The sequence below is a fragment of the Ruegeria marisrubri genome (assembly GCF_001507595.1).
Lineage (GTDB): Bacteria > Pseudomonadota > Alphaproteobacteria > Rhodobacterales > Rhodobacteraceae > Ruegeria > Ruegeria marisrubri.
In genome coordinates, this window is sequence record NZ_LQBQ01000034.1 from 54,866 (window position 1) to 78,211 (window position 23,346).

20 protein-coding genes are annotated in these 23,346 nt (G+C 63.4%); 9 read left to right on the plus strand and 11 right to left on the minus strand.

The annotated features are described in order from the left end of the window. Positions 1-33 precede the first annotated feature (33 nt). Both AVO45_RS12825 and AVO45_RS12830 read right to left on the minus strand, forming a co-directional pair. Positions 34-1,224: a DegT/DnrJ/EryC1/StrS family aminotransferase gene (locus tag AVO45_RS12825; RefSeq protein ID WP_068348049.1), complete on the minus strand. Its 1,191-nt coding sequence runs from the start codon at positions 1,222-1,224 to the stop codon at positions 34-36. 62 nt (positions 1,225-1,286) lie between these two features. After that, on the minus strand, positions 1,287-1,958 hold the full coding sequence (locus tag AVO45_RS12830; protein ID WP_068347535.1) for an HAD-IA family hydrolase: 672 nt from the start codon (positions 1,956-1,958) through the stop codon (positions 1,287-1,289). A gap of 133 nt (positions 1,959-2,091) precedes the next feature. Between AVO45_RS12830 and glmU the strand changes: the two genes are divergently transcribed. The 4 genes from glmU to AVO45_RS12850 are packed head-to-tail and all read left to right on the plus strand — an operon-like array spanning position 2,092 to position 6,511. Then, positions 2,092-3,444 carry a bifunctional UDP-N-acetylglucosamine diphosphorylase/glucosamine-1-phosphate N-acetyltransferase GlmU gene (gene glmU, locus AVO45_RS12835; RefSeq protein ID WP_068347537.1) on the plus strand — a complete coding sequence of 451 codons (1,353 nt, stop codon included), beginning with the start codon at positions 2,092-2,094 and terminating at the stop codon, positions 3,442-3,444. 3 nt (positions 3,445-3,447) lie between these two features. Beyond that, positions 3,448-5,271: a glutamine--fructose-6-phosphate transaminase (isomerizing) gene (gene glmS / locus AVO45_RS12840; protein ID WP_068347539.1), complete on the plus strand. Its 1,824-nt coding sequence runs from the start codon at positions 3,448-3,450 to the stop codon at positions 5,269-5,271. A gap of 3 nt (positions 5,272-5,274) precedes the next feature. Further along, a complete protein-coding gene (locus AVO45_RS12845) occupies positions 5,275-5,817 on the plus strand; it encodes a pyridoxamine 5'-phosphate oxidase family protein (RefSeq protein ID WP_068347541.1) in 543 nt (180 codons plus the stop codon). Positions 5,818-5,824: 7 nt separating this feature from the next. Further along, a complete protein-coding gene (locus AVO45_RS12850; protein ID WP_068347543.1) occupies positions 5,825-6,511 on the plus strand; it encodes a DNA alkylation repair protein in 687 nt (228 codons plus the stop codon). Here the strand turns inward: AVO45_RS12850 and AVO45_RS12855 are convergent. Continuing rightward, positions 6,499-6,921 (minus strand): hypothetical protein, encoded by a 423-nt coding sequence (locus tag AVO45_RS12855; RefSeq protein WP_068347545.1) that lies wholly within the window; start codon positions 6,919-6,921, stop codon positions 6,499-6,501. The genes AVO45_RS12850 and AVO45_RS12855 overlap by 13 nt on opposite strands. 89 nt (positions 6,922-7,010) lie before the next feature. Here AVO45_RS12855 and moaA point away from each other — a divergent pair, with 89 nt between their 5' ends. After that, entirely contained in the window at positions 7,011-8,018 is a 1,008-nt protein-coding gene (moaA, locus tag AVO45_RS12860) for a GTP 3',8-cyclase MoaA (RefSeq protein WP_068347547.1), read from the plus strand. Position 8,019: 1 nt separating this feature from the next. Continuing rightward, positions 8,020-9,327 carry a 3-deoxy-D-manno-octulosonic acid transferase gene (locus AVO45_RS12865; protein WP_068347549.1) on the plus strand — a complete coding sequence of 436 codons (1,308 nt, stop codon included), beginning with the start codon at positions 8,020-8,022 and terminating at the stop codon, positions 9,325-9,327. A gap of 47 nt (positions 9,328-9,374) precedes the next feature. On the opposite strand, the gene AVO45_RS12870 is transcribed toward AVO45_RS12865, so the two are convergent. The 6 genes from AVO45_RS12870 to AVO45_RS12895 are packed head-to-tail and all read right to left on the minus strand — an operon-like array spanning position 9,375 to position 16,376. After that, positions 9,375-10,538, minus strand: coding sequence for a M20 aminoacylase family protein (locus AVO45_RS12870; protein WP_068347551.1), 1,164 nt, complete (start codon positions 10,536-10,538; stop codon positions 9,375-9,377). A gap of 24 nt (positions 10,539-10,562) precedes the next feature. After that, positions 10,563-11,726, minus strand: a complete 1,164-nt coding sequence (locus tag AVO45_RS12875) for a M20 aminoacylase family protein (protein WP_068347553.1) — start codon at positions 11,724-11,726, stop codon at positions 10,563-10,565. 14 nt (positions 11,727-11,740) lie between these two features. Further along, positions 11,741-12,907, minus strand: a complete 1,167-nt coding sequence (locus AVO45_RS12880) for a M20 aminoacylase family protein (RefSeq protein WP_068347554.1) — start codon at positions 12,905-12,907, stop codon at positions 11,741-11,743. Between the two features lie 33 nt (positions 12,908-12,940). Continuing rightward, positions 12,941-13,324 (minus strand): nuclear transport factor 2 family protein, encoded by a 384-nt coding sequence (locus tag AVO45_RS12885; protein ID WP_068347560.1) that lies wholly within the window; start codon positions 13,322-13,324, stop codon positions 12,941-12,943. 3 nt (positions 13,325-13,327) lie between these two features. Then, complete coding sequence (argE, locus tag AVO45_RS12890; protein ID WP_068347562.1) at positions 13,328-14,494, minus strand: acetylornithine deacetylase; 1,167 nt, start codon at positions 14,492-14,494, stop codon at positions 13,328-13,330. Between the two features lie 4 nt (positions 14,495-14,498). Continuing rightward, on the minus strand, positions 14,499-16,376 hold the full coding sequence (locus AVO45_RS12895) for an ABC transporter ATP-binding protein (protein ID WP_082688792.1): 1,878 nt from the start codon (positions 16,374-16,376) through the stop codon (positions 14,499-14,501). Between the two features lie 227 nt (positions 16,377-16,603). Between AVO45_RS12895 and AVO45_RS12900 the strand changes: the two genes are divergently transcribed. From AVO45_RS12900 to AVO45_RS12910, 3 genes are all read left to right on the plus strand, one after another. After that, the gene (locus AVO45_RS12900; RefSeq protein ID WP_068347564.1) at positions 16,604-18,313 is read left to right on the plus strand and encodes a peptide ABC transporter substrate-binding protein; all 1,710 of its coding nucleotides are present in this window, start codon (positions 16,604-16,606) and stop codon (positions 18,311-18,313) included. A gap of 96 nt (positions 18,314-18,409) precedes the next feature. Next, positions 18,410-19,417: an ABC transporter permease gene (locus AVO45_RS12905; protein ID WP_068347565.1), complete on the plus strand. Its 1,008-nt coding sequence runs from the start codon at positions 18,410-18,412 to the stop codon at positions 19,415-19,417. After that, positions 19,410-20,381, plus strand: coding sequence for an ABC transporter permease (locus AVO45_RS12910; protein ID WP_068347566.1), 972 nt, complete (start codon positions 19,410-19,412; stop codon positions 20,379-20,381). The genes AVO45_RS12905 and AVO45_RS12910 overlap by 8 nt, the downstream gene beginning before the upstream one ends. A gap of 62 nt (positions 20,382-20,443) precedes the next feature. Here the strand turns inward: AVO45_RS12910 and AVO45_RS12915 are convergent, their stop codons facing one another. Together AVO45_RS12915 and AVO45_RS12920 are read right to left on the minus strand one after the other, a co-directional pair. Further along, the gene (locus AVO45_RS12915; protein WP_068347568.1) at positions 20,444-21,733 is read right to left on the minus strand and encodes a DUF3422 family protein; all 1,290 of its coding nucleotides are present in this window, start codon (positions 21,731-21,733) and stop codon (positions 20,444-20,446) included. 175 nt (positions 21,734-21,908) lie between these two features. Further along, entirely contained in the window at positions 21,909-23,342 is a 1,434-nt protein-coding gene (locus AVO45_RS12920) for an NAD(P)(+) transhydrogenase (Re/Si-specific) subunit beta (RefSeq protein WP_068347576.1), read from the minus strand. Positions 23,343-23,346: the final 4 nt, after the last annotated feature.

The window sequence follows — 23,346 nt, forward strand, 5'->3', positions numbered from 1 at the left end:
GGAGTTTGAAAGCGTGTCGGCCAGCCGGCCGGATCAGGATTGATGGACGGCGCCGACCTCGGCCCGGATGATGCGGGCTATCAGGCGGCAATCCTCCAGCGAAAAGGTCAACGGCACCCGCATGTCGATGATGCCGGCCAATATGCGGTCGCTTTCCGGCATCGGCTCGCTTTCGGCGTAGCGCCAGCTGTCATAGCGCGAGGTGAAGCCGACAGGCTCGGCCCCGCCGAACCACTTCAACTCGACACCGCGCTCCGCGCAGCGCCGGATGACTTCGGCCACGCGTTCTTCTGACCAGTCGAGCAGCAAGAACTGGACCGACGACCCCACATAGGTCTCGGCCGCAGGCCGTTCGATGACGGTCAGGCCCGGCGTGCCACGCAAACCCTCCTCGATCACGCGGTAGCGCTCGTTCCACCGCTCGACCTGCGCATCGAGGGTCTTTAGTTGCGGGCGCAGGATGGCCGCCCGCAGATTGTCCATGCGCCCCGAGATGTTGGGCGTGTCATACTTGATCCGCTCGAACACCTCCGGCGGAGGCGCCGCCAGGTGCCGCTCGTAAAGCATGTAGGAGCCCGACAGCATCACCGCTTTCGCGGCCAGATCCTCGTCATCGGTGACCAGCAGCCCGCCCTCGCCCGAGTTGACATGCTTGTATGTCTGACAGGAATAGCAACCGATCGCCCCCTGCCGCCCCGATGGCACCCCGTTCCAGGCCGCGCCCATCGTGTGCGCGCAATCCTCGACCACCGTGATGCCCGCAGCGTCGCAGATTTCCATCAAGCGGTCCATGTCGCACAGATGCCCGCGCATGTGACTGAGCAGCAGCACCTTCGCCCGCCCCGCCTTGGCCGCAAGGTCTTCCAGATCGATCGTGAGGCTCTCGGTGACCCCGACAAAGATGGGCTTTGCCCCGACCGAGGCAATCGACCCGGGCACGGGGGCCAGTGTGAAGGCGTTGGTCAGCACCGGATCGCCCGGCTTGACCTCAACCGCCCGCAGCGCAGTCGCCAGGGCGTAGCCGCCCGAGGCCACGGCCAGGCAGTATTTCGCGCCCACCTGTGCCGCGAATTCCTGTTCCAGCAGCGCGGTTTCGCCCAGTTCGCCGGGCGCAAGATTGTAGCGGTGCAACCGCCCGTGGCGCAGAACGGCCACGGCTGCCTCGATCGCCTCTTCCGGGATCGGCTCCTGTTGGGTGAAACTGCCAGAAAATCGCTCGGTCATGGCTTGTTTGTGGGGGCAGGCCATGCCTTCGGTCAAGAGAGAAACGCCTGCTGCCAGAAACGCTAGACCACTTGACCGATCAGGTTCGGAATCAGCCCCGGCAAGTCGTCGAAGTGATGCAGCAGGGCTTCGGGCTCCAAGGCGGCCATTTCGGCACCGGATGGGCCAAATGTCACCAGAACCGACGGCACCCCGGCCGCACGGGCCGTGTTCCGGTCGGTATCGGAATCGCCGATCAGCACGCACAACGCGGGATCTCCGCCAGCCCGGCGCGCCGCCTCGCGCAGCGGCTCGGGATCGGGCTTGCGCACCGGCAGGGTGTCGGCCCCCACCAGAGAATCGAACACCTTGCGCACGCCGAGCCTCTGCAGAAGCAGATCCGCCAGCGCCTCGGGCTTGTTGGTGCAAATGCCGACGCCATAGCCGGCGGCCTTCAGCGCCTCCACCGCCTGCATGGCGCCCGGATAGAATTGGGTATGATGATCGATCGCCTCGGCATAGGCCTCCAGCAACACGGGGTAGTAGGCGTCAACCGTCTCGACCGCATAGACCCCTATCCGCTCCAGCCCCCGGGTCAGCATCATCCGGCCGCCACGCAGGGCAATCGGCGCGTCTCGTCCCGGCTCCAGAACATCCCCATGCCCCATCTGCCGGAAACAGTGGTTCGCCGCGGCCAGCAGGTCGCCAGACGTGTCCGCCAGGGTCCCGTCCAGATCGAAGATCACCGTTCGCATGCGGCCTCCTTGCTCGGCGGAAATCCGCCATGCCCTGTTGCAAACGGCAATCTTGTTTGATCGTGGAACCGCTTGCGACTTCGCTCTCAGCGGATAAAACGGTCGCCAGCAAAACAAAAGAGAAAATATCTTCATGAGCATTGCCCTTGTCATCCTTGCCGCGGGTAAAGGCACCAGGATGAATTCCGATCTACCAAAGGTTCTTCACCCCATCGCCCACACCCCGATGCTGGTCCACGCCATGCGCGCCGGCGCCGCCCTTGCACCGGAAAAGACCGTGGTCGTGGCCGGGCATGGGGCCGAGGAGGTGGCCAAGGCAGCCACGGAAGAAGACGAGAACGCGGTCGTCGTCATGCAGGAGGAACAACTGGGCACCGCCCATGCCGTCGATCAGGCGCGCGAGGCGCTGAACGGCTTCTCCGGCGATGTCGTGGTGCTCTACGGGGACACCCCATTTCTGCAAGCCGACACACTGGAACGTATGGTTTCGGCGCGGCAGACACATGATCTGGTGATCCTCGGCTTCGAGGCCGCCGACCCGGCGCGCTACGGGCGACTGGTCATGCAGGGCGACACGCTGGAGCGGATCGTCGAATACAAGGATGCGTCAGATGAAGAACGGGCGATAACCTTCTGTAATTCCGGTCTTATGGCCTGTGACGCGGAAACGCTGTTCTCTCTGATCTCCGAGGTGGGAAACGACAATGCCGCGCAGGAATACTACCTGACGGACGTGGTCGAGATCGCCCGCCGGCGCGGCCTGAAGGTTACTGCCGTGGCGTGCGACGAGGCGCAAACCATGGGCGTGAACTCGCGCGCCGAACTGGCGGCGGCGGACGCGGTGTTCCAGGCCCGGGCGCGTGCCGAATTGCTGGAACTGGGCGTGACGATGATGGCGCCGGAAACCGTATACCTCGCTGCCGACACGGTGATCGGGCGCGATACGGTGATCGAGCCGAACGTCGTGTTCGGCCCCGGAGTGACGGTGGAGAGCGGCGCCACGATCCGCGCCTTTTCGCATCTCGAAGGCTGTCACGTCAGCCGCGGGTCCGTGGTTGGACCCTATGCCCGACTGCGCCCCGGAGCGGAACTGGCCGAGAACACGCGCGTCGGCAATTTCGTCGAGATCAAAAACGCCGAGATTGCCGAAGGCGCCAAGGTCAACCATCTCAGCTATATTGGCGACGCCTCGGTCGGGGCGGCCACGAATATCGGCGCAGGCACCATAACCTGCAACTATGATGGCGTGATGAAGCACCGCACCGAGATCGGCGAAAACGTGTTCATCGGCTCGAACACCATGCTGGTCGCACCGGTGCGCGTGGGCAATGGCGCGATGACTGCTACGGGCACGGTTGTCACCCGCGACGTCGAGGCGGACGCGCTTGCCGTGGCCCGTGCCAAACAGGAAAACAAGCCCGGCTACGCGCGCAAACTGTTCGAGATGCTGAAGGCAAAGAAAGCTCGCCGGGGAAAAGGGGCCTGACCGATGTGCGGAATTGTTGGAGTTCTTGGAAAACACGAAGTCGCGCCCATTCTGGTCGAGGCCCTGAAGCGGCTCGAATACCGCGGCTATGACAGTGCGGGCATCGCGACGGTGAACGAAGGGGTGCTGGATCGCCGCAGGGCGGTCGGCAAGCTGGTCAATCTCAGCGATCTTCTGGTGCATGATCCTCTTCCGGGCAAATCGGGGATCGGCCATACCCGGTGGGCCACCCACGGAGTTCCATCCGTTGAAAACGCCCACCCGCATCGCGCCGGGTCAGTCGCGGTCGTGCACAACGGGATCGTCGAGAACTACCGCGAACTTCGCGCCGAACTCGCAAGCCACGGCTTCCGGTTCGAGACCGAAACCGACACGGAAACCGTTGCCCTGATGACAGAGCATCACATGAAGTCCGGTCTCGACCCGGTTCAGGCGGCATTCAAGACCATCGACCAGCTTGAAGGCGCCTTTGCGCTGGCCTTCCTGTTCGATGGCGAAGAGGACCTGATCGTCGCCGCCCGCAAGGGCTCGCCGCTGGCCATCGGGCATGGTGATGGCGAGATGTATGTGGGCTCGGACGCCATTGCGCTGGCGCCGCTGACCGACAGGGTCACCTATCTGGAAGAGGGCGATCGGGCGATAGTCACCCGCAACTCGCTGGAAATCCGCGACGAAAGGGGCGAACTGGCAAATCGCGACATGCGCCGCATCAATCTGGATGTCTCGCGCACCGACAAGGCCGGCCACAAGCACTACATGGCCAAGGAAATCGCCGAGCAGCCGGTGGTGGTCGCCGAAGCGATACGCTCGTGCCTGCCAGCGGCCAGCGACCGGATCTGCCTGCCCGGCGAGGATCTGGACTTCTCCAAGCTGGACCGCCTGACCATGGTGGCCTGCGGCACCGCCTTCTATGCCTGCCTGACCGCGAAATACTGGTTCGAGCGACTGGCCAAGATGCCCGTCGAAGTCGATATCGCCTCGGAATTCCGTTACCGCGAACCGCCGATCCCCGAGCGCAGCCTGGCCCTGTTCGTCAGCCAGTCGGGCGAAACCGCCGACACGCTTGCGGCCCTGCGCTATTGCGAGGGCAAGGCAGACAAGATCGTGTCGGTCGTGAACGTGCCCGAAAGCTCGATCGCGCGCGAAAGCGATCTGGCCCTGCCCATCCATGCCGGGGTGGAGATCGGTGTCGCCTCGACCAAGGCCTTCACCTGCCAGTTGGCGGTGCTGCTGATGCTGGCGCTCAAGGCCGCCGCCGATCGCGGCACCCTGACCGATGAGGAACTGGCCGATCACGCCGCCGCTCTGCGTGGGTTGCCATCGGCGCTGAATACGGCGCTGGAACAGGACAATTCGATCCGTGTAGCCGCCCAACGGCTGAGCGAGGCGCGCGACGTGCTGTTTCTGGGCCGCGGCCTGATGTATCCTCTGGCAATGGAAGGCGCGCTGAAACTCAAGGAAATCAGCTATATCCACGCCGAAGGTTATGCCTCGGGCGAACTCAAGCACGGCCCCATCGCCCTGATCGACAAGAACATGCCGGTCGTGGTGATGGCCCCGCGCGACGTGCTGTTCGACAAGACCGTGTCGAACATGCAGGAGGTGATGGCGCGCAAGGGCAAGGTCATTCTCGTGTCCGACGACGAAGGCATTGCCGAGGCCCAGGACGGCGTCTGGGCAACGATCCGGATGCCCTATGTCCACCCGAGCCTGACTCCGATCCTCTACGCGGTGCCGGCGCAGCTGCTGGCCTATCACACCGCCGTTGCCAAGGGGACCGACGTGGACCAGCCGCGCAACCTTGCAAAATCCGTGACGGTGGAGTGAGCCATGGCCAAGCAGTTCCCGGCGCTTGACGAGGCGCATCGCAAGTTCATCGAGGAACAGCACCTTTTCTTTACCGGCACAGCCGGGCCGGAAGGCCGTGTGAACATCTCGCCCAAGGGGATGGACTCTCTGCGGGTGCTGGGGCCGAACCGGATCCTTTGGATGAACCTCACCGGCAGCGGCAACGAAACGGCCGGGCACCTGCTGGAGGCGAACCGGATGACGCTGATGTGGTGTTCCTTCACAACCCGCCCGCTCATCCTGCGCGCCTATGGCTTTGCCCGGACAGTGCAACCGGGCGACACCGATTGGGCAGACCTCGCCGCGCATTTCCCAGCCCACCGCAGCGCCCGCCAGATCTTTGACGTGACGGTGGACATGGTTCAGACGTCGTGCGGCTATGCCGTGCCTTTCATGGACTACCGCGAAGAGCGTGACACGATGCAGAAATGGGTGGATGGCAAATCCGACGAAGAAATCCGCGCCTATTGGGCGGAAAGGAACCAGACGACCATCGACGGCAAACCCACCGGCGTTGCGGACTGAGATCGTCATGCTCGAAGCCCACCTCGATCAGATCAAGGCCCATGCCGACCCTGGACGCGCCGGGCAGATGGCGGCCTATCACAAGGCCGACCGGACCTATCTTGGCGTGCCGAACCCGATGCTCAACGAGCTGACAAAGGCATGGCGGCAGGAACTGGGCGTTCCCGAGCGCGTGGAGTTGGCCGATGCCCTGTGGAAGACGGATATTCACGAGGCACGCGTGGCCGCGGCCAAGCTGCTCACGCAAGCCCGCATTGGGCCAGATGACGCAGCATGGGAACTGTTGCAGAGCTGGCTGCCGGATTTCGACGGCTGGGCGGTCGCCGACCACGCCTGCATGGCGATGCAGAAACGCTTGGTCGCCGATCCTGCCCGGCTGGACGACGTCGAAGGCTGGACCCGTTCCGATCACATGTGGACCCGTCGCGCGGTGCTTGTCGCGACTTTGCCCTGGACCAAGCAGAACCACCCCAAACCCGAGGACCTTGAACGTCGCGACCGTATCTTGGGCTGGGCGGCAAGCTATGTCGCCGACCGCGACTGGTTCATTCAGAAAGCCATCGCGTGGTGGTTGCGGGATCTGTCCAAGCACGACCCGGCCCGCACGCGCGCCTTTCTGGAAACGCACGGTGACGCCATGAAGCCGTTCGCCCGCAAGGAAGCGGCCAAGTACCTGAAATATCAGTTGGAATAGACGTCCAGTTCGACCAGCTCGTCCAATGGCACCAGCAACGCCTTCATCGCGTCAAAGGACAACCGGCTGCCCGCCCCCGCCGCGCCGGGTGCCGGGACCAACGCCACATAGGCCTGCGCCCCGGTCTTGCGCACCACGATCCGCCCGTTCATCTCGGTCTTGACCAAGGGCGTTTCCATCCACCGGCCCGGCTTGGTGGGGTCGCCCAGCCCGGCGATCGTCCGCTTTGCCCCTTCCCAGCCTGGATCGACGATAACGGCCGTTTGGGCGGGCTTGGCCTCTTGCTCTGCAACCTCTTCTACAGCCGCTTCCTGCGGCCGATCTTCTTCGTCTGGTTGACGGCTCGCTGATGTCTGTACGGCCTCGCAACCAGCCAAAAGCCCCAGCGATATCAGAACGGCATATCTCATGGTTTGAAGCCTAGCCTCTGGAACTTTGCCGCACCAGCCAAAACACGTTCGCCCTTGCGGCAGGCCCCGCTCCGCTTTACCTATGGCGCATGACTGCTCCGCTGATCGACCCGTTCGCACGCGCCATCACCTATCTCCGCGTCTCCGTCACGGACCGCTGCGATTTCCGCTGTGTCTATTGCATGTCGGAAAACATGACCTTTCTGCCCAAGAAAGATCTGCTGACGCTGGAAGAACTCGACCGCATGTGCTCGACCTTCATTCGCCTTGGCGTGGAGAAGCTGCGGATTACCGGCGGCGAGCCGCTGGTGCGGCGGGACATCATGCAGTTCTTCCACAACATGACCCGACACCTGGAAAGCGGTGCCCTCAAGGAACTGACGCTGACCACCAACGGCTCGCAATTGGCCCGGTTTTCCGATGATCTTTATGCGGCCGGCGTGCGCCGGGTGAATGTCTCGCTGGATACGCTGGACGAGAAGAAATTCGCAGAAATCACCCGCTGGGGCCGCCTGCCGCAGGTGCTGAACGGCATCGACGCGGCGCAAAAGGCGGGGCTGCGGATCAAGATCAATGCCGTCGCGCTCAAGGGCTTCAACGAGGATGAACTGCCGCGCATCACCGAATGGTGCGCCGAGCGCGACATGGACCTGACCTGGATCGAGGTCATGCCGATGGGCGATATCGGCAACGAGGACCGGCTGGACCAATACTGGTCTCTCAACGATGTCCGCGCCGAATACGAGAAAAACTACACGGTGACTGATCTGGCCGAACGCACTGGCGGGCCTGCCCGCTATGTCCGGCTGGAGGAGACCGGCCAGAAGATCGGCTTTATCACCCCACTCAGCCATAACTTCTGTGAAAGCTGCAACCGCGTGCGCCTGACCTGCACGGGAGAGCTTTTCATGTGCCTCGGGCAGGAGGACATGGCCGATCTGCGTGCGCCGCTGCGCGATCACCCCGATACAGAAGAGCCGCTGGAACGGGCGATCCGCGCCGCGATCGAGCACAAGCCCAAGGGCCACGATTTCGACTATTCGCGCCAGAAGGTCGACGGGCAGATGACCCGGCACATGAGTCACACGGGCGGTTGACGTGACGGACCGGAGCAACCGGCCCACCTTGTTGTTCGCGCTTTACAAGGGCTTCACGGCCCTGGCCGCGCCGGTCGCATGGTCAGTCGTCAAGAAAAAGCTGCAAAGCGCCGAGGTGCCGGAGGAACGGCAACGCGAACGTCTGGGCCATGCCAGCCTGCCGCGCCCGGAAGGTCAGCTCATCTGGTTTCACGCCGCAAGCGTCGGTGAAAGCCTGTCGGTTCTCAGCCTGATCAAGCGCATGGGCACCCGATTGCCGCAGGCCGAATTCCTGATCACCTCGGGCACCCCGACATCGGCAGCCCTGATCGAAAAGCGCCTGCCGCCCCGGACCCGGCACCAATATCCCCCGCTCGACACCCCGGCGCCCGTCCGGAGATTTCTGGACCATTGGAAACCGGATGCCGGGATTTTCGTCGAAAGCGAGATATGGCCGCGCCTGATCGTCGAGGGCGCCTCTCGCGGTGTCCCGATGGCCCTGCTCAACGCCCGGCTCTCGGACAAGTCAGTCGAAGGGTGGAAAAAGCGACCGCGCACGGCGCGCTTCATTCTAGACCGGTTCCGCCTGTTCCTGACCCAGAACGACAAGACGGCGGCGAACCTGATCGCCATGGGCGCGGACCCAAAGCGCGTGCAGCCCGGCACCAACCTCAAGGCGATGTCCGACCCTCTGCCGGTTGACGAGGCAACACTGGCCGGGCTTCGTGCGGAAATTGGAGACCGCCCCGTTTGGATCGCCAGCTCGACCCATGCGGGCGAGGAAGAAAGCGTTCTGGCCGCCCACACCGCCCTGCTGGAACGCTGGCCCGACCTTCTGCTGCTGCTCATCCCGCGCCACCCCGAACGGCGCGCGGAAGTGGCTGAACTGATCTCCGACGCAGGCCTGACCTGCGCGCAGCGCACCAAGGGCGAACCCGTTTCACCCCGCACGCAGGTCTATCTGGCGGATACGCTTGGCGAAACCGGAACGTGGTATGCGCTCTGCCCCATCGTTTTCCTTGGCGGCTCGCTGAAAGAGATCGGCGGCCACAACCCGTTCGAACCCGCGCAGGCGGGCGCGGCAGTCATCACCGGGCCGGGTTACTTCAACTTTGCCGAAACCTACGCGCCGCTGCTTGCAGGCGGCGGCGCGGTCGAGGTCCGCACCGCCGACGAGCTTGCGCAGGCTGTCGGTCACTGGCTGGAGGATGACGCCGCCCTGGCGCAGGCGCGCAAGGCGGCACAGGGCTGCGTGAACACCCAGAAATCCGCGCTGGACTCGGTCATCGACACGCTCTGCGACCGCCTGAATCTGGAACTGACTTCCTGAACCAGCACTGACTGCGACGGGGGCCAGAGCCCCCGCCCGTCGTTGCCTCAGGCCGCCGGCATCCGCCGTTCGACGATCTCGGCCCACCAGCTGCAACCTGCCGGAATGGCCTCGTCGTTGAAGTTGTATTCCGGGTGATGAACCATCGCCGTGTCGCCGTTGCCAACAAGGATATAGGCACCGGGACGCTCTTCCAGCATGAAGGCGAAATCCTCGCCCCCCATGACCAGCGGCGCTTCTTCGCAAGCGCCCGACACCGACCGGGCGACCTCGGCCGCGAATTCGGTCTGCTCCTCGCTGTTCACCATCACCGGGTAGCCGCGAATATAGGTCACGTCCGCCGTGCCGCCGAAGGTTGCCGCCACACCGGCGCAGATTTCCTTGATCCGCTGTTCCGCCAGATCCCGCATTTCCTTGCTCATGGTGCGGACGGTGCCCTTGATCTGCACCTTCTGCGGAATGACGTTGAACGCCTTGGACGAGGTCTCGAACGAAGTGACCGACACGACGACCTGATCGATCGGGTCGGCATTGCGCGAGGCGATGGTCTGAAGTGCTAGCACCGCCTGCGCCGCCATCACGGTCGTGTCCACCGTCTCGTGCGGTTTGGCCGCATGGCCTCCGCGCCCTTCGAAGGTGATGTCGAACTGGTCGGTGGCGGCAAAGAAGGCACCGGGGCGGATGGCGAAACGGCCCACCGGCTGGCCCGGCCAGTTGTGCATCCCATAGACCTCCTGGATGTTCCAGCGCTCCATCAGGCCGTCTTCGCACATCTCGCGGCCACCGCCGCCGCCCTCTTCGGCGGGCTGGAAGATCACCACGACCGTGCCGTCGAAATTGCGGGTTTCCGACAGATACTTGGCCGCACCAAGCAGCATCGCCGTGTGGCCATCATGGCCACAGGCATGCATGGCGCCCGGCGTTTTCGAGGCATATTCCAGCCCCGTCGCCTCGTGGATCGGCAGCGCGTCCATGTCCGCCCGCAGCCCGATCACGCGGCCTTTGGTATCCGTCTTGCCCTTGATCACGCCGACCACGCCGGTGCGGCCGATCCCGGTCACGACCTCGTCACAACCGAACTCCTTGAGCTTTTCGGCCACCAGCGCGCTGGTGCGGTGGGTTTCGAACAGGATCTCGGGGTTTTCGTGGATATCGCGTCGCCACGCGGTGATTTCGTCCTGCAACTCGGCGAACCGGTTCTTGACTGGCATGTCTCTTCTCTCTCCTTCGGGAATTCAGGCAGCCGGCATCCGGCGCTCGACCATTTCGGCAAACCACGAGCATCCGATCGGGATGATCTCGTCGTTGAAATCGTATTCGGGGTGATGCAGCCCGGCGCTGTCGCCGTTGCCCAGCACGATGAATGCACCGGGACGTTCCTGCAGCATGAACGAGAAATCCTCGCCACCCATCACCATCGGCGCCTCGATGCAGCTGCCGCCCACGGCGATCGCAGCCTGTTCGGCATAGCCCGTCTGCTCTTCGGCGTTGATCGTCACCGGAACGCCGCGGGTATAGTTGACCTTGGCTGAACCTCCGAATGTTGCTGCAACCCCTTGGAGCACCTCGGTCAGGCGTCTTTCGATCAGGTCGCGCAGCTCGTTCGAATGTGTCCGCACCGTGCCGCGCAAGCGCGCCGATTGCGGGATGACGTTGAAGGCGTTCGACGAAGTTTCGACCGCGGTCACCGACACCACCCCCTGCAGGACCGGGTCCGCGTTGCGCGAGACAATCGTTTGCAGGGCCACGATCACCTGAGACAGCATGACCGTCGTGTCGATGGTCTCATGCGGTTTCGCGGCGTGACCGCCCCGCCCTTCGAGGTGAATGTCGAACTCGTCCGCAGCCGCCAGCAAAGGCCCCGAGCGGATCGCGAACTGGCCGGTGGGTATGCCCGGCACATTGTGCATGGCATAGACTTCCTGGATGCCGAAACGGTCCATCAGCCCGTCCTTGCACATCGCATCGGCACCGTTGCCACCTTCTTCGGCGGGCTGAAAGATCACCACGACCGTGCCATCGAAATTACGGGTCTCGGACAGGTATTTGGCCGCGCCAAGCAGCATCGCCGTATGCCCGTCATGCCCGCAGGCGTGCATGGCGCCCGGCGTTTTCGAGGCATAGTCCAGCCCGGTATGCTCTTCCATCGGCAGGGCATCCATGTCGGCCCGCAGCCCGATCACCCGGCCTTGCGTATCCGACTTGCCACGGATCACGCCGACGACCCCTGTACGCCCGATGCCCGTCACCACGTCGTCGCAGCCGAATTCCTTCAGCTTTTCCGCCACCAGGGCGCTGGTGCGGTGCGTGTCATAGAGGATTTCCGGGTTCTCGTGGATGTCCCGCCGCCAGGCCGTAATCTCTTGGTGCATCTCCGCAAGGCGGTTCTTTATCGGCATCTCACTCTCCCCTCTCACGCCACCGGCATGCGCCGTTCCACGAGCTCGGCAAACCAGCTGCAGCCGGCCGGGATGGCATCGTCATCGAAATTGTAGGCCGGGTGGTGGCACATGGCCGTGTCCCCGTTCCCCAGAAAGATGTAGGCTCCGGGCCGTTCTTCAAGCATGTAAGCGAAATCTTCGGACGGCATGATGGGATCGACATTGTCATCCACCTTGCCGGCGACCGCCGCCGCCGCTTCGGCCGCATGTTTCGTTTCATCCTCGGAGTTCACGGTCACCGGATATCCCGGGGTCCAGGTCACCTCAGCGCTGGCCCCGAAGGCCGAAGCGGTGTCCTCGGCGATGCGGCGCACGCGCTCTTCGGCAATCGCACGGTATTCCGGGTCAAGCGTGCGCACCGTGCCTTGCAGCCGTGCCGTGTGTGCGATCACGTTCGAGGCGACGCTGTCGGTCTGAAAGGTGCCGACCGTCAACACGACGCGCTTGATCGGATCGACCGTGCGCGACACCACCGATTGCAGGGTGACGACGATCTGGGCCGCCGCCAGCGTCGTGTCCACCGCCTCGTGCGGCGCGGCGGCATGGCCGCCCTTGCCGGTCACCACAATCTCGAATTCGTCCGACGAGGCCATCAGCGCACCGGGCCGGATCGCGAATTCGCCCACCGGCAGGCCGGGCATGTTGTGCATGCCATAGACCTCCTGAATGCCCCAGCGGTCCATCAGCCCGTCCTTGCACATGGCCAGACCTCCCGCGCCGCCCTCTTCGGCGGGCTGGAAGATCAGAACCACCTTGCCGTCGAAATTCCGGGTTTCGGCCAGGTATTTCGCGGCCCCCAGCAGCATCGAGGTATGTCCGTCATGGCCGCAGGCGTGCATCTTGCCCGGCACCGTCGAGGCATAGTCGAGCCCGGTGGCCTCTTCGATCGGCAGCGCGTCCATGTCCGCCCGCAGCCCGATAACGCGGCCCTTGGTGTCGGTCTTTCCCTCGATGACAGCGACAACCCCCGTCTTGCCGACGCCTGTGGTGATGTCATCGACCCCGAATTCCTTGAGTCGTTCGACAACGAAAGCGGCGGTTTCATGCACGTCATACATCAGCTCGGGATGGGCGTGCAGGTGCCGGCGCCATCCGGTGATCTCGTCGTGCATTTCCGCCAGCCGGTTCTTGATCGGCATATCCAACTCTCCCCTTTTGGATCGCCTGTTCCGTCAGGCGTATTTGTCACCCACCTCTTCGCGCACGGGGTGGGTGTCATAGTAGATCCGCATTTCCGTGAACCGGTCGTCCGGGCCAAAGGTGAAATGATCCATCCCCTCGAACACCAGACGGTCGCCGCTTTTCAGCACCCAGTCATACCGGAACCGTGCCGCGGCGGTCTGGCTGTCCTCTCCGAACAGCACATCCAGAACCGTGAGCTGGCTCGAGGCCGAGGCCGCGTCGAGCTTGGCATAGAAATCGGGAGCCTTCATCACCCCCAGAAACGGCGAGTGGATCTCGGCTTCCGGAGTGAACAACGCCAGGATCGCCGGGACATCCCCCGCGGTCAGGGCGTCGAAATAGGCATGAACTCTCTCTGACCGCGTATTCACCATTTCCTAGCCTTCCAGCTTGTCCAACAATCGTTCCAGAAACGCGCGCCCGGCGTCGAACTGCGCCACGGTGATGAATTCATTCGGCTGATGCGCCTGCGCGATGTCGCCAGGCCCGCACACGACGGCGGAATAGCCGGCCTCCTGAAACTGCCCCGCCTCGGTTGCGTAGCTGACCACATGGGTCGCATTGTCACCGGTCAGCGCGCGGACCAGCGCCTCGGCTTCGCCATCCTGTTCGGGTTTCAAGGCCGGCACCGAGAAATTCTCGGTCACGTCGATCCGGGTTTCGGGATGAATGGCCTGCATCTGCGCCTCGACCTCGCGCACGCGCGCCAGATAGGCATCGCGCCAGGCCGCCGGGTCCTCTCCGGGCACGACCCGGAAATCCATCATGAAATGGCAGTCCTTGGCGGTGATGTTGTGCGCGGTTCCGCCCTTGATCATGCCCACATGGCAGGTGGTCCAGGGCGGGTCGAACACCGAGGCAAGGGCCGAAGGCTCGGCCGTCATGTTCTCGGCATTTCGCTGGTTGGCCCAGTCGATCAGCGGCGCGGCAGCCATGATCGCGTTGACGCCGGTGTGCATGATCGAGCTGTGCACCTCGTACCCCACGACATGCGCGTCGTACCCGCAGCCGCCCTTGTGGCCGGTGACCGCCTGCATCATCGACGGCTCGCCCACGATCACGGCCGCGCCCTTGGGCAAGACACCTTGCATCGCCTCGATCATCGGCGGAGCCCCGGTGCAGCCGATTTCCTCGTCGAAACTCAGCGCCAGCTGCAGGGGCCGCTTGAGGCTCCGGTAGCGCGCCTCGACCAGCGCCCAGATCGCCAGCGCGTCGAATCCCTTCATGTCACAGGTGCCGCGCCCGAAATATTTGCCGTCACGCTCGATCACCGTGAACGGATCACTGTCCCAGGGCTGGCCATCCACGGGAACAACATCGGTGTGGCCCGAGAGCACGACAGCGCCCTCTTTCCAAGGCCCGACATGCGCGAACAGCGCCGCCTTGTGCGACTGCTCGGGATCGGGCCAGCGATGCGCGTCAATGCCATGCTCGCCCAGATAGGACTCGACCCAGTCGATCAGCGGCAGGTTGCTCTCACGGCTTACCGTCGGGAACGAGACCAGCCGGGTCATGATCTCCAACGGCGTCAGGCGCTGGGGCATGACCTCAATATCCGCTGTCGGTGGTCAGGATGAAATGGCCCGGTTCGATCTCGCGGTATTCCGAGGGTGCCGGATCATACCCGATCGGATGAATTGGCGACGGTATCGGCTTGAAATTCAAATCTTTTTCCGATTTCCGCTTGTTCGGATCCGCGATCGGAACCGCCTTCATCAGGGCTTGGGTATAAGGGTGCTGCGGGTTCTCGAACACGCGGTTGCGCGGCCCCAGTTCCACGATGCGGCCCAGATACATCACGCCGACGAAATGGCTGACCCGTTCCACCACGGCCATGTCGTGCGAGATGAACAGATAGCTGAGCCCCAGCTCGGCCTGCAGCTCCATCATCAGATTCAGAACCTGCGCCTGCACCGACACGTCCAGCGCCGACACCGCCTCGTCGGCGACGATCAGCTTGGGGTTCAGGGCCAGCGCCCGGGCAATCGCGATACGCTGACGCTGACCGCCCGACATCTCGTGCGGGAAACGACGCATGAAGCTGCGCGGCAGCTGCACCCGGTCGAACAGGTTTGCCACCCGATCGTGAAGCTCCGAGCCGGACGCTACCCCGTAGTTGCGCAGAGGTTCGGCCACCTGATCCACCAGCTGCATCTGCGGATTGAGCGAGGCGAAGGGATCCTGAAAGATCATCTGCATGTCCAGGCGCGCCTTGCGCAGACCGTCCTGGTCCAGATTCATGATATCGACGCCGTCGAGATTGATCTGTCCCGCCATCGGCTCGACCAAGCGCAGGATCGAACGCCCGGCCGAGGACTTGCCGCACCCTGATTCACCGACGAGACTCAGCGTCTGCCCGCGGTTCAGAACGAAAGAGACATCCTCGACCGCGTGAACATTCGCAACGGTGCGACGCAACAGACCGCCCTTGACCGGGAAACGGGTAGTCAGACCCTTGACCGTCAGCAGGACGTCCTGCGTTCCCGGGATCGGCGCGATCTTCTGGTTCTCGACCCCCATCAGCTTCATCGGCTCCGGGGCCGCCTTGCCACGCATCTCGCCCAGCTTGGGCACCGCGGCCAGCAGTGACTTGGTGTATGCGTGCTGCGGGTTCTCGAAGATTTCCGTGACGGTTCCTTCTTCGACCTTCTTGCCGCGATACATGACCACGACCCGGTCGGCCATCTGCGCGACCACCGCCATGTCGTGCGTGATGAACATCACCGCCGTGCCGGTTTCCCGCTTGAGCCGGTCCATCAGCGCAAGGATCTCGGCCTGAATCGTCACGTCCAGCGCCGTGGTCGGCTCGTCGGCGATCAGCAGGCGCGGCTCGCAGGCCATTGCCATCGCAATCACCACCCGCTGCCGCATCCCGCCCGACAGTTCGTGCGGATACTGCTTGAGCCGCCGTTCCGGCTCGGGGATTCGCACCTGCTTGAGCAGCTCCAGCGCGCGCGCCTCGGCCTTGGCCTTGGACATGTTCTTGTGGATGCGCAGGCCCTCGGTCAGCTGGCGGCCGACGGTAAAGACCGGGTTCAGCGCCGTCATCGGCTCCTGAAAGATCATCCCGATCTCGTTGCCGCGAATCTGTTTCATCAGATCCTGGTCAACTTTCGACAGGTCCACCTCGTGGCCATCGCGCCGGTCAAAGATCAGTTCGCCGCCCGCGATTTCACCGCCACCGAACTCGACCAGCCGCATCAACGACAGCGATGAGACCGACTTGCCCGAGCCGGATTCTCCAACGATACAAACGGTTTCGCCGGGATAGACGTCAAAGGACACGTCCTCGACGCCGACCACAGGTCCGTCCTTGGTCTGGAACTCGACACGCAGTTTTCTGATCTTGGCAATAGGCTGATCCAGCACGAGTGCGCTCCCTTTGGTCGCCCTTCTTGATTGAGAGCCAAACGCTAAGACCGCCAGACGGGGAAAGTCAAACGCATAGCCAATTTTCCCAACGGCAAGTCTTGCAATTTTCGGAAACTCTGTTTCGATACGCGGCGTAACCGTTCTGGGGGAGAGTGGACAAAATACGAAACGCGCCCTGCGTTTCTGTTCAATTTCAAAAAGTTAACCCAAAGCGGCAACGCCAAATCCGCGTACTTTGCGGATACAATCAAGACACATTCGTGTCCAACATGGAGTGTAGAATGAAAATCAAAGCCCTTTTGCTTGGTGCGATTGCAAGCACGGCACTGGCCCCCATGGCCATGGCCGAGCGTGGATCGGACGGCAATGTCAGCATCATCTACTGGCAGGCCCCCTCGATTCTGAACCCGTTCCTGTCGGGTGGCACCAAGGACGTCGAAGCCGCGTCGCTGGTGATCGAGCCTCTGGCCCGCTACGACCAGGACGGCAACATGGTGCCCTACCTGGCGGCCGAGATCCCGACCGTCGAGAACGGTGGCGTCAGCGAGGATCTGACCTCGATCACCTGGAAGATCGCGCCGGGACTCACCTGGTCCGACGGCACGCCCTTCACCGCGGCTGACGTGAAATTCACCGCCGACTACTGCATGCACCCCGAGGGCGGCTGCGCGCAGCTGACCAAATTCGAAGGCGTCACCTCGGTCGAGGCTCTGGACGACCTGACCGTCAAGGTCACTTTCGACAAGCCGACGCCGTTCCCCTACGGGCCGTTCGTGGGCGGTGAAAGCCCGATCATCCAGAAGGCTCAGTTCGAAAACTGCATGGGCGCCAAGGCCCCCGAATGCACCGAGCAAAACTTCAACCCGGTCGGCACCGGCCCCTTCGTGGTGACCGAGTTCAAGCCGAACGACGTGATCACCTTCAAGGCCAACGACAACTATCGTGACCCGAACAAGCCGGCCTTCGCGACCGTGACCTTCAAGGGTGGCGGCGACGCAACCGCTGCGGGCCGCGCCGTGATGGAAACGGGCGAATTCGACTATGCCTGGAACCTGCAGCTGGCGCCGGAAGTGATTGCGCAGATGCAGGCAGGCGGCAAAGGCACCCCGGTCGCAGGCTTTGGCCCGCTGGTCGAGCGCATCATGCTGAATCAGACCAACCCGTCGCCCGACCTGCCCGAGGGCGAGCGTTCGACGGCCAAGCATCCGCACCCGTTCCTGACCGATCCAGCGGTTTACAAGGCCATGTCGCTGGCCATCGACCGCCCGCTGCTGGTGGAAATCGGCTATGGTCAGGCCGGCAAGGTGACCTGCAACTGGGTTCCGGCGCCTGCTGCGTTCAACTCGGACACCTTCACCTGTGACAAGCAGGACATCGAAGGCGCCAAGGCGATGCTGGAAGAGGCCGGCTACAAGGACACCAACGGCGACGGCATCCGCGAGACCCCGGATGGTGTTCCGATGAAGGTCGTCTACCAGACCTCGACCAACGCCGTGCGTCAGGACTTCCAAGCGCTGATCAAGGAGTGGTGGGGCCAGATCGGCATCGAGACCGAACTGCGCAACATCAACGCGTCGGTCTTCTTCGGCGGTGACCCGGGCTCGCCCGACACCTTCCAGAAGTTCTATGCCGACGTGCAGATGTACGCCAACACCTTCAACGGCACCGACCCGCAGGCCTACCTGGGCAACCTGCTGTGCGACAAGGCACCGCGTCCGGAAACCCAGTGGCAGGGTGAGAACATCTCGCGCTGGTGCAACCCGGAATACGACGCACTCCACGCGGAACTGGCCAAGACTGCCGGTCTGGAAGCCCGCGCCGAAATCGCCAAGAAGCTGAACGACATGGCGGTCGAAGGCGGGGCCATGATCCCGCTGGTGCACCGCGGCCGTCTGTCGGCGCACTCGAACACGCTGGGTGGCGTCGTTCTGAACGTGTGGGACAGCGAACTGTGGAACATCGCTGACTGGCACCGCAAGACCGGTTCCTAAGCGATAGACTTGCAAAGCCGCGCCCCGTTCTTTATCGGGGCGCGGTCACTGGTATCTCGACCCAAGAAAAAGACTCATAAACAAAGGCGCACCTGAATGCTGACCTTCACGATCCGCCGTCTGATCCTTGCCGTTCCGACGCTTTTGTTCATCAGTCTCGTGATTTTCCTGCTACTCGAAATGGCCCCGGGCGACCCGATGGCGCAGGTGCCCCTGACGGTGCCGCCGGAAGTCAAGGAAAAGATGCGCGAGGCGCTCGGCCTCGGCCAGCCGATGCATGTCCGGTTCTGGAAATGGATCGTGCAGTTCTTCTGGATCGAGCCGCAGGTTCTGATCGACCACATGTTCGGCACCACCTTCTCGGAAGGTGATCTGCGGGTGATCTCGTGGCAGACCCGCTCGCCCGTCATGGACATCGTGGTTCAGCGCATCCCGCAAACCCTGTGGGTCGTGGGCACCGCCTATGTCGTCGCCATTCTGATCGCCCTGCCCATCGGTATCTACTCCGCCTACCGCCAGTATTCCTGGTTCGACCAGATGGGCACCTTCGTATCCATGGTGGGCTTTTCCGTGCCGCCGTTTTTCTCGGGCGTGCTGGTGATCGTGATCTTCTCGGTCCAACTGGGTTGGTTCCCGTCGATCTATGACACCACCCATGTGGTCGACAGCTGGGACAGCTTCGTCGTGCAGCTGAAACAGATGATCATGCCGGTCATGGTGCTGGCCCTGCAGATCACCGCGCAGCTCAGCCGGTTCATGCGCGCCTCGATGCTGGACAACCTCAACCAGGACTACGTCCGCACCGCCCGCGCCAAGGGCCTGAGCGAATACACCGTGGTCATGGTCCACGTCCTGCGCAACTCGATGATCCCGGTGGTCACCGTCATCGCGCTTGGCATCCCGTCGATCTTCGGCGGCGCCATCATCACCGAGCAGGTCTTCAAGGTGAACGGCATCGGCCAGCTGCTGATCGGCGCCATCGAGGCCAACGACCTGCCCATGGTGCAAACCCTGACATTCATCTTTGCCGTGCTGATCGTTCTGTTCAACCTGATCGCCGACGTTCTCTATGGCATTCTCGACCCGAGGATCCGCTATGACTGACAAGGAACGCTTTGTGCCCGACGAAGGGCTCGCCCCCGCCTCGACCGCCCTGCCCTCGGCCGGCCCGATGGAAGAGCTGACAAGCCCTCCGCGCAGCCAGTGGCGCGACGTGTGGGATCAGTTCAAGACGCACAAGGGCGCGATGATCGGCGCCATGCTGTTCATCCTGATCGTGGCCTCGGTCTATCTGGGTCCGTTCTTCTGGGACATCGACCCGACCAAGATCGACATCCGCGCCCGCAACCAGGGACCCAGCTGGGAGCACCCCTTTGGCACCGACCAACTGGGGCGTGACATGCTGGCCCGGATGATGGCAGGCGGCGCGACCTCGGTATCGGTGGGGATAACCGCCATGCTGCTGGCGCTGTTCCTGGGCTCGTTCATCGGAGTGCTGGCCGGCTTCTTCAAGAAACTCGACGGCCCGCTGATGCGCCTGACCGACCTGTTCCTGGCCCTGCCGCTGCTGCCGCTGCTGCTGGTGATGATGCTGCTGTTCCGCGAGCCGCTGGCGGCCACGTTCGGGCTGGAACGCGGGATCTTCATCCTGATCGTCGCGGCCATCGGCATCACCTCGTGGATGCCCACGGCGCGGATCGTGCGCGGCGACGTTCTGGCCATCAAGGAACGCGAATTCGTCATGGCCGCGCGTTCGATCGGCACCAACAACTCCAAGATCATCTCGCGGCACATCCTGCCCAACGTGCTGTCGCCCATCATGGTGTCGGCAACCCTTGGGATCGCCACCGCGATCATCACCGAAAGCGCCCTGTCCTTCCTTGGCCTCGGCTTCCCGCCGGACTTCCCGACATGGGGCCGGCTGCTGTTCGACGGCGTGGACTATCTGCAGCAGTACCCCGAGCGGGTGTTCTGGCCGGGTCTGGCCATCTCGCTGACGGTGCTGAGCGTGAACTACCTGGGCGACGGCCTGCGCGACGCGCTGGATCCGCGCATCCGGGGCCGCTGAGCCCGCGCCGGAAATCGCTTCAAAAACGGCCGCCTCCACTCGGGCGGCCGTTTTCCTTTGCCTCAGTGGGGTTTCGTCTCGAGCCGCTTTCTGATCCGCCGGACGCCCCACCAGACCGCCGCGACGACGGGAAGGGTGACGACGGCCGAAAGCATCCCCTTGCTGATGCCGGTCGCAGTCAGCGGATAGAGCAGATAGCTGACCAGCGACACCGCGTAGTAACTGATCGCCACCACCGACAGCCCTTCAACCGTGTGCTGAAGCCTGAGGGCGAGGTCGGCCCTGCGATCCATGCTCTCCAGCAGGGCCTGGTTCTGTGCGCTGCGCTCCACATCGACGCGCGTGCGCAGCAGATCACCCGCCCGGATCGCCCGGTTTGACAGGGCAACCAGCCGCGTTTCAGTCGATTTCACGGTGCGGATCGCCGGCTCGTAGCGTCGCATCATGAAATCCGCGAAGGTCTGGCGCCCCTGATACCGCTGCTCGCGCAGCGCCCTGATCCTCTGTTCCACGATCGCCTCGTAGGCTCCGGTCGCCCCGAACCGGAAAGAGGACCGGGCCGAAAGGGTTTCAAGCTCGGTCGAAATGGACAGCAGCTGATCCAACAATTCGTCGGGGCGCGCGGCTTCATCCGTCATTTCGGTCATCAGTTCGGTCAGGCGACCGTCCAGTTCCCCGATACGCGGCATCAGCTTCTTGACCCGCGCGAATCCCAGCATCGACATCGCCTTGTAGGTTTCGATCTCGCAAAGGCGCTGGATGATCCGCGCGGTTCTTCGCTGCCCGGTGTCGGGCGAGACGAACACCGCAAACCGCATGTGCCCTGCCGGGTCTATCCGAAAGTCGCTGGCGGCAATGGCGGCATCATCCAGCACATGCGCAACTGCCAGGCTCTCTGCCTCGAACCACTCGGCCAACGGTTTGCTGATGTCGTCATCCTCGGGCCGTTCGACGACCCTCAGCATCGCTGAAGTGATCCTCTGACCCGGGCTATTTGCCAGCCAGTCCGGGGGGAAGATCTCGAAATCCGCCGGGTTGAAGGCGCGGTCGCTGACGCCCTGAGAGATCGTCGTGTAGGTGACGAACTCGGTATGCTGCTCCCATTTCAGCCAGTGCCGCCCGATCTGGCCCGCATAGTGGGTCGCCCCCGGCTGCGGGTGCTGGGTGCCGTGGCGGTCCAGCAGGTCGAGCAGATGGGCGCGGTCGGCATCCCTGTCACGCGCAACCGCCGCCACCGGCTGCTTGATGGCAAGAAAGACGACCGTGCAGGGCGCCGAAGTCGCCGGGAACGGCCGCGCGTGCAGCTCATTGGCCAGCGCATAGCGCAAGGGGTGGTCGGTGATCGGCGTCATGGTCGGCTCCTGCAATTGCGCGCACTATACGCGAAAGCCGAAATACATCAATTCCCTCTTTATTTCATGCACTTAGCTGAATACCGCCGTATACATACCCCCTGAAGGGCCGTGTTTGCACCAACGAAAAAGGGCGCCCGTTCAGGGCGCCCCTTGGTGTGTCCTGTCCGCCGGATCAGTCGATCATCGGCAACAGCTTGTCGAGCGACTCCTTGGCGTCGCCGTAGTACATCCGCGTATTCTCCTTGTAGAACAGCGGGTTCTCGATGCCGGAGTACCCGGTGCCCTGACCGCGTTTCAGCACGATCACCTGCTTGGCCTTCCAGCATTCCAGAACCGGCATGCCGGCGATGGGCGAGTTCGGATCCTCCTGGGCCGCCGGGTTCACGATGTCGTTCGAGCCGATGACGATGGCGACATCCGTGTCCGGGAAGTCCTCGTTGATCTCGTCCATTTCCAGAACGATGTCATAGGGCACCTTGGCTTCGGCCAGCAGCACGTTCATGTGACCGGGCAGACGGCCTGCCACCGGGTGGATGGCAAAGCGGACATTCTTGCCCTTGGCGCGCAGCTTGCGGGTCAGTTCACTGACCGCCTGCTGGGCCTGCGCAACCGCCATGCCGTAGCCCGGGATGATGATCACGCTGTCAGCATCGTTCAGCGCCGCGGCAACACCGTCGGTGTCGATGGCGACCATCTCGCCCTCGACCTCCATCGCGGGTCCGCCGGTGCCGCCAAAGCCGCCCAGGATCACCGAGATGAACGACCGGTTCATCGCCTTGCACATGATGTAGCTGAGGATCGCACCCGACGAGCCCACCAGCGCGCCCACGACGATCAGCAGGTCGTTGCCGAGGCTGAAGCCGATGGCCGCCGCGGCCCAGCCCGAGTAGCTGTTGAGCATCGACACCACCACCGGCATGTCGGCGCCGCCGATGCCCATGATCAGGTGGTAGCCGATAAAGAACGCCAGCAGCGTCATCAGCAGCAGCGGGAAGAAGCCGCCCGTGCCCAGGTACCAGAACAGGCACAGCAGCGAGACCGCCGCGGCGCCCGCGTTCAAAGCGTGCCCGCCGGGCAGCTTGGTCGCGGCACTGGTCACCTTGCCCGCGAGCTTGCCGAAGGCGACGACCGAGCCGGTGAAGGTCACCGCCCCGATGAACACGCCAAGGAACAACTCGACGCGCAGGATGTTCACCTCGACCGCATCCTTCTTGGCGATCAGAGCCGCGAAGCCTTCCAGCGACTTGCGCGCGGTGTCGTCCATGGCCAGCACGCGGCCAAGCTCGATATGCGCGTTGAAGCCCACGAACACGGCGGCAAGACCCACCAGCGAGTGCATCGCGGCAACCAGCTGAGGCATCTCGGTCATCTGCACGCGCTGTGCAACGTAATAGCCGATGATGCCCCCGCCCGCGATCAGCAGGACCGACAGCAGCCACAGGCTGGACCCCGGGCCGATGAGCGTGGCGATCACCGCCAGCGCCATGCCGACGATGCCGTACCACACCGCGCGTTTCGCGCTTTCCTGCCCCGAGAGGCCGCCAAGCGACAGGATGAACAGAACAGCCGCAACAACATAGACGGCAGTCGTGAAACCGAATTCCATAGTC

What these genes read in the sequence shown, in the direction of transcription:
- AVO45_RS12825 (WP_068348049.1), bottom strand. Translation starts at nt 1,224, where the DNA reads ATGACCGAGCGATTTTCTGGCAGTTTCACCCAACAGGAGCCGATCCCG.
- AVO45_RS12830 (WP_068347535.1), bottom strand. Translation starts at nt 1,958, where the DNA reads ATGCGAACGGTGATCTTCGATCTGGACGGGACCCTGGCGGACACGTCT.
- glmU (WP_068347537.1), top strand. Translation starts at nt 2,092, where the DNA reads ATGAGCATTGCCCTTGTCATCCTTGCCGCGGGTAAAGGCACCAGGATG.
- glmS (WP_068347539.1), top strand. Translation starts at nt 3,448, where the DNA reads ATGTGCGGAATTGTTGGAGTTCTTGGAAAACACGAAGTCGCGCCCATT.
- AVO45_RS12845 (WP_068347541.1), top strand. Translation starts at nt 5,275, where the DNA reads ATGGCCAAGCAGTTCCCGGCGCTTGACGAGGCGCATCGCAAGTTCATC.
- AVO45_RS12850 (WP_068347543.1), top strand. Translation starts at nt 5,825, where the DNA reads ATGCTCGAAGCCCACCTCGATCAGATCAAGGCCCATGCCGACCCTGGA.
- AVO45_RS12855 (WP_068347545.1), bottom strand. Translation starts at nt 6,921, where the DNA reads ATGAGATATGCCGTTCTGATATCGCTGGGGCTTTTGGCTGGTTGCGAG.
- moaA (WP_068347547.1), top strand. Translation starts at nt 7,011, where the DNA reads ATGACTGCTCCGCTGATCGACCCGTTCGCACGCGCCATCACCTATCTC.
- AVO45_RS12870 (WP_068347551.1), bottom strand. Translation starts at nt 10,538, where the DNA reads ATGCCAGTCAAGAACCGGTTCGCCGAGTTGCAGGACGAAATCACCGCG.
- AVO45_RS12875 (WP_068347553.1), bottom strand. Translation starts at nt 11,726, where the DNA reads ATGCCGATAAAGAACCGCCTTGCGGAGATGCACCAAGAGATTACGGCC.
- AVO45_RS12880 (WP_068347554.1), bottom strand. Translation starts at nt 12,907, where the DNA reads ATGCCGATCAAGAACCGGCTGGCGGAAATGCACGACGAGATCACCGGA.
- AVO45_RS12885 (WP_068347560.1), bottom strand. Translation starts at nt 13,324, where the DNA reads ATGGTGAATACGCGGTCAGAGAGAGTTCATGCCTATTTCGACGCCCTG.
- argE (WP_068347562.1), bottom strand. Translation starts at nt 14,494, where the DNA reads ATGCCCCAGCGCCTGACGCCGTTGGAGATCATGACCCGGCTGGTCTCG.
- AVO45_RS12900 (WP_068347564.1), top strand. Translation starts at nt 16,604, where the DNA reads ATGAAAATCAAAGCCCTTTTGCTTGGTGCGATTGCAAGCACGGCACTG.
- AVO45_RS12905 (WP_068347565.1), top strand. Translation starts at nt 18,410, where the DNA reads ATGCTGACCTTCACGATCCGCCGTCTGATCCTTGCCGTTCCGACGCTT.
- AVO45_RS12910 (WP_068347566.1), top strand. Translation starts at nt 19,410, where the DNA reads ATGACTGACAAGGAACGCTTTGTGCCCGACGAAGGGCTCGCCCCCGCC.
- AVO45_RS12915 (WP_068347568.1), bottom strand. Translation starts at nt 21,733, where the DNA reads ATGACGCCGATCACCGACCACCCCTTGCGCTATGCGCTGGCCAATGAG.
- AVO45_RS12920 (WP_068347576.1), bottom strand. Translation starts at nt 23,342, where the DNA reads ATGGAATTCGGTTTCACGACTGCCGTCTATGTTGTTGCGGCTGTTCTG.